The 5,163-nt window shown below is 74.3% G+C and carries 3 protein-coding genes and 2 pseudogenes; 3 read left to right on the top strand and 2 right to left on the bottom strand.

Annotated features, from left to right (window positions below; genetic code table 11):
* Positions 1-130 precede the first annotated feature (130 nt).
* Positions 131-1,360: a glycosyltransferase gene (locus UW392_RS06910; protein ID WP_320773979.1), complete on the top strand. Its 1,230-nt coding sequence runs from the start codon at positions 131-133 to the stop codon at positions 1,358-1,360.
* 1 nt (position 1,361) lies between these two features.
* Positions 1,362-3,527, top strand: coding sequence for an RNA polymerase recycling motor ATPase HelR (gene helR / locus UW392_RS06905; RefSeq protein ID WP_320773978.1), 2,166 nt, complete (start codon positions 1,362-1,364; stop codon positions 3,525-3,527).
* On the opposite strand, the pseudogene UW392_RS06900 reads toward helR, so the two are convergent.
* A pseudogene (locus UW392_RS06900) lies at positions 3,517-4,038 on the bottom strand (DUF475 domain-containing protein); the annotation flags it as partial. The gene helR and the pseudogene UW392_RS06900 overlap by 11 nt on opposite strands.
* Before the next feature lie 146 nt (positions 4,039-4,184).
* On the opposite strand from UW392_RS06900, the gene UW392_RS06895 reads away from it, so the two are divergent.
* A complete protein-coding gene (locus UW392_RS06895) occupies positions 4,185-4,631 on the top strand; it encodes a hypothetical protein (RefSeq protein ID WP_320773977.1) in 447 nt (148 codons plus the stop codon).
* 42 nt (positions 4,632-4,673) lie between these two features.
* Here the strand turns inward: UW392_RS06895 and UW392_RS06890 are convergent.
* Positions 4,674-5,163: pseudogene (locus UW392_RS06890) on the bottom strand (hypothetical protein); the annotation flags it as partial.

Genomic DNA, 5,163 nt, shown 5'->3' with positions numbered 1-5,163 from the left:
GGCAAGGAGGTCATCCGCTCCTTGCCACTCTCAACTTATAGCGCACCGGGGGGCTTGCGGCAAGGCCCCGGTCGTCCCGCAGAATCACCGGCCGAGGCCAGGAACTGCGGGAACGGGAACGGGGATGCGCATGCGTGTGGTGTTGTCGACGTACGGGTCGCGGGGGGACGTCGAACCGCTGGTGGCGCTCGCGGTGCGGCTGCGGGAGCGCGGCGCGGAGGTACGGGTGTGCGCGCCCCCGGACGAGGAGTTCGCCGACCGGCTGGCCGGTGCCGGGGTGCCGCTGGTGCCGGTCGGGCCGTCGGCGCGCGCGCTGACGAAGGCGGCGCCCGCGCCGTCGTCGCTGCCGCAGCGCGCGGCCGCGGTGATCGCCGCCCAGTTCGAGGCGGTCACCGCGGCGGCCGAGGGGTGCGACGTGCTGGTGGCGGCCGGCATGATGCCGGCCGCGGCCGGCGCCCTGTCGGTGGCCGAGGGACTGGGCGTCCGCTCCGTGTCCGTGACGTTCACTCAGCTCACCCTGCCGTCACCGGACCGTCCGCCGCTGACGTACCCGGGCCGGCCCCTCCCGCCGGAGGTGACCGACAACCGGGTGCTGTGGGAGCTGGACGCGCGGAACGTCGACGCGCTGTTCGGGGAGGCACTCAACACGAACCGGGTGGCGAACGGTCTGCCCCCGGTGGACCACGTCCGCGACTACGTCGTCGGCGACCGGCCGTGGCTGGCGTCGGACCCGGTCCTGGACCCGTGGCAGGGGGCGTCGGCCCTCGACGTCGTGCAGACCGGTGCGTGGATCCTGCCGGACGAGCGCCCGCTCCCCGCGGAGCTGGAGGCGTTCCTGGACGCCGGCGCGCCGCCGGTGTTCGTGGGCTTCGGCAGCATGCCCCTGCACACCTCTCCGGACGCCGCCCGGGTGGTCGTCGAGGCGGTCCGGGCGCAGGGCCGCCGCGTGGTGGTCCGCCGGGGCTGGGCCGACCTGGCCCTGATCGACGACCGGGACGACTGTCTCGCCGTCGGCGAGGTCAACCAGCAGGCCCTGTTCGGCCGGGTCGCCGCCGTCGTGCACCACGGCGGCGCGGGCACCACGACGACGGCCGCCCGGGCCGGCACGCCCCAGGTGGTGGTGGCCCAGGCGGCGGACCAGCCGTACTGGGCCGGCCGGGTGGCCGGCCTGGGCATCGGCGCGGCGCACGACGGTCCGACCCCGGCCACCGCGTCGTTGTCGGCCGCGCTCGCGCGGGCCCTGGCCCCCGGGACTCGGGCACGAGCGGCTGCCGTGGCCGGCACGGTCCGCGCCGACGGGGCGGCGGTGGCCGCGGAGCTGCTGCTCGACACACCCGCCCGAGAAGACGGGAGCCGGTGACGTGAACCCACTGCCCACCAGCGTGTTCGACCTTCCCGACCGCCTCTCCCCCAAGGCCGACCCGGCGCTGATCGCCGGTGACGAGCGGCACTTCGCGGACCTCGCGGAGAGCCTCGCGCAGTCGGTCGCCGAGCTGACCGACCGCCTCGACGCGGAACGCCGGGCACCCGGCGGAACGGGCCGGCAGGCCATGGACCGGGACACGGAGATCCACCGGCTGACCGCCCGGCTGCGCACCCTGCGCCGCTTCGGCCTCGACCTGTGCCTCGGGCGCATGGTCGGCGCGGACGGCGCCGAGCCGGTGTACGTCGGACGGCTCGGCCTCACGGACGGCACGGGCCGGCGGCTGCTGCTGGACTGGCGCTCCCCCGCGGCCGGGCCCTTCTTCGGCGCCACCCACGCCGACCCGATGGGGCTGGCGAGCCGCCGCAGGTACCGCTGGACCGACGGCCGGATCAGCGACTACTGGGACGAGGTGTTCACCCCGGACGGGCTCGTCGGGCACGCGGCGCTCGACGACCAGTCCGCCTTCGTCGCGAGCCTGGGCGGCACCAGGTCGGCCCGGATGCGCGACGTCCTCGGCACCATCCAGGCCGACCAGGACGCCGTCATCCGCGCGGGGTCCCGCGGCGCCCTCGTCGTCGACGGCGGTCCGGGCACGGGGAAGACCGTCGTCGCCCTGCACCGCTCCGCCTACCTCCTGCACTCCGACCCGCGTCTCGGTCACCGTCGGGGCGGTGTGCTGTTCGTCGGCCCGCACCGGCCCTACCTGGCGTACGTCTCCGACGTCCTGCCCAGCCTCGGTGAGGAGGGCGTGCGGACCTGCACCCTGCGGGACCTCGTCGCCGAGGGGGCCACGGCGGGCGTCGAGGCCGACCCGGACGTGGCCGCGCTGAAGTCGTCCGCGAGGCTGGTGGGGGCGATCGAGAGGGCCGTCACGTTCTATGAGGAGCCGCCCGCCGAGGGCATGACGGTCTCGACCGACTGGTCCGACATCCGGCTGAGCGCCGACGACTGGGCCGCGGCGTTCGACGCGGCGGAACCCGGCACCCCGCACAACGAGGCGCGCGAGCAGGTGTGGGAGGAGCTGCTCACCCTCCTGGCGGACAAACACGAAGGCGACGTGCCGGCGGAGCTGCTCCGCAAGTCGCTGCGGCGGAACAGGGAGCTGCGCACGGCCTTCACCCGCGCGTGGCCGGTGCTGGAGGCGGCCGACCTGGTGGGTGACCTGTGGTCGGTTCCGGCCTACCTGCGGATGTGCGCTCCCTGGCTCGACCGTGCGGACGTACGGCGGTTGCAGCGTACGGACGCCCATGCCTGGACGATGTCCGACCTGCCGTTCCTGGACGCGGCACGGCAGCGGCTCGGGGACCCGGAGTCGGCCCGGCGCCGGGCCCGGCACGCGGCCGTGCTGGCCGCCCAGCGCGAGCGCATGGCGCAGGTCGTGGACAACCTGATCGAGGCCGTGTCCGACTCCGGCGCCGACGGTGACGACGGCGAGGGACTGGTGACGATGCTGCGTGGCCGGGACGCCCGGGTCAGCCTGGTCGACGAGTCCGAACTGGTCACCGCCGACCCGGACGAGCTCGCCGGTCCGTTCGCGCACGTCGTCGTGGACGAGGCGCAGGAGCTGACCGACGCGGAGTGGCAGATGCTGCTGCTCCGGTGCCCGTCCCGGAGCTTCACCGTCGTCGGGGACCGTGCGCAGGCGCGGCACGGGTTCACCGAGTCGTGGCGGGAACGGCTGGAGCGGGTCGGGTTCGACCGGATCGACCTGGCCTCCCTGAGCGTCAACTACCGGACGCCCGAGGAGGTCATGGCGGAGGCCGAGCCGGTCATCCGGGCCGTGCTCCCGGACGCCAACGTCCCGGTCTCCGTCCGCGGCACGGGCGTGCCGGTGGTCCACGGCTCCGCCTCGGACCTGGGCGCGGTCCTCGACGACTGGCTCGCCGCGCATGCCGAGGGGACCGCCTGCGTCATCGGCGACCCCTCGTTCCGCTCGACGTCCCGCGTGCGGTCGCTGGACCCGGAGCTGGTGAAGGGACTGGAGTTCGACCTGGTCGTCCTCGTCGACCCGGAGGAGTACGGCGAGGGCGTCGCGGGAGCGGTCGACCGCTACGTCGCGATGACCCGGGCGACCCGGCAGCTCGTCGTCCTCAGGAGCTAGGCGGGCCGGTCGGCGCGCAGCCTCCGGTGGCCCCGGTGGCCGCGAGTGCCTTGTTGCGGCGGAGCGAGGACCAGAAGGACGCGCCGATCAGGACCATGCCGACGAGACCGGTGATGATCTCGTTGATCTCGTTGATCTCGTTGATCTCGTACTGGATGGTCACCAGCAGGATCACCGCGAGCGCGCCGACCGCGTAGTGCGCGCCGTGCTCCAGGTAGACGTAGTCGTCCCAGGTGCCCTGGCGCACCAGGTACACGGTGAGGGAGCGGACGTACATGGCGCCGATGACGCCGTCGAAGGAGAAGGAGGCGTCCAGGACCTCGAGGTAGAGGAACATGAAGAAGGCCGCCTAGCCGGCCGGCTTCACCGCCGACACGGGCTTGCCCTGCCGCTTGGCCTCCCCTTCGGCCTCGTGCTCGCGCACGGCACTGTCGTCGTCCCCCTCCGGCTTCTCCTCGAAGAAGCCGGACAGGCCCCCGACCGGCGCCATCAGCGTCACCTGACCCACCACCCGCACCCAGCACCGCACCCGCCCCTCACGGTGGCGGTGCCGGATCTCCCACAACCTTCGGACGGGTTCGCGTGTCCTGACCATCGCAGGAGGAACCGGACGTCCGGACACACAAGGCACCGCACGCACACCATGGGGGAAGAGCCATGAAATCGACCCGCCCACCCACTCGTCGGCGCACCTGGCCGATCCTCACCGCCGCCACTACGGCCGTCCTCGCGGGCGTCGGCCCCACCGCTCCCCACGCGGGCGCCGCCGCACCGCGGACGCAGGAGATCGCCTCGTCGGTCCTCGGCCGGGACTACCGGATCACCCTCACCGCGGTGCGCTCCACCGACGACGCGTACGCCGCCTCCGTACGGCTGCGGGTGGACACGTACGGCGACGGCGGCTGGACGGAGTCGGACCGGGCCACGGTCGGTGCGGCGGACGGGTGGTTCTGGTACCCGCTCACGGGCGAGGGAGCCGTCTGCCGGTTCTCCACCTCCGCCGCCGAACCCGCGCCCGTCGACGTCAGCCTGCTCGTCACGCCGTCCATCGGCTGCTCCGAGCCGCAGTACTTCGTCATCGAGGACGGCAGGATCCACACGTGAGGCACGGCGCGGGGAGCGGCACGGACCCCGGCGAGCCCACCCTCACCGGCCGGTCCTCAGGTCGACGCCGCGCCGGGCCAGGGTGACGACACCCACGACGACCAGGGCGACGCCGGCCAGCTGGGGCAGCAGCCACCAGCCCGTGCGCACGTGCTCCCCGTACAGGAGCACGCCGAGCAGGAGGCTCACCGTCGCGTCCCCCAGCGTGAGGGCCGGCTGGGAGGCGACCAGGGGGCCGCCCTGCAGGGCGTGCTCCAGCAGGAGCACCGCACAGACACCGGCCGCGGCGAACGCGTACGTCTGCCACGCGGTCAGGAAGCCGACCGGGCCGCCGGTGTCCCAGCTGTCCATGGCGTCCTTCATCAGGGCGGCCGTGAGCGCGTAGGCGATGGCGGTGGCCGCGCCGAGACAGCCGGCGCGGGCCTTGCCCTCGGGCCGCTTCAGCCCGGCCCCGGTCAGCAGGAGCGCCGCCACGGCGCAGGCCACCAGCGCCGGCACCCAGCGCGCGACGGACACGTCCGAGGCGCCGCCG

It is taken from the genome of Streptomyces sp. CRN 30 (assembly GCF_034105845.1).
Note: the sequence above shows the minus strand (reverse complement) of the source record. Positions and strands in the feature narration are given on the sequence as shown.

What these genes read in the sequence shown, in the direction of transcription:
- UW392_RS06910 (WP_320773979.1), top strand. Translation starts at nt 131, where the DNA reads ATGCGTGTGGTGTTGTCGACGTACGGGTCGCGGGGGGACGTCGAACCG.
- UW392_RS06895 (WP_320773977.1), top strand. Translation starts at nt 4,185, where the DNA reads ATGAAATCGACCCGCCCACCCACTCGTCGGCGCACCTGGCCGATCCTC.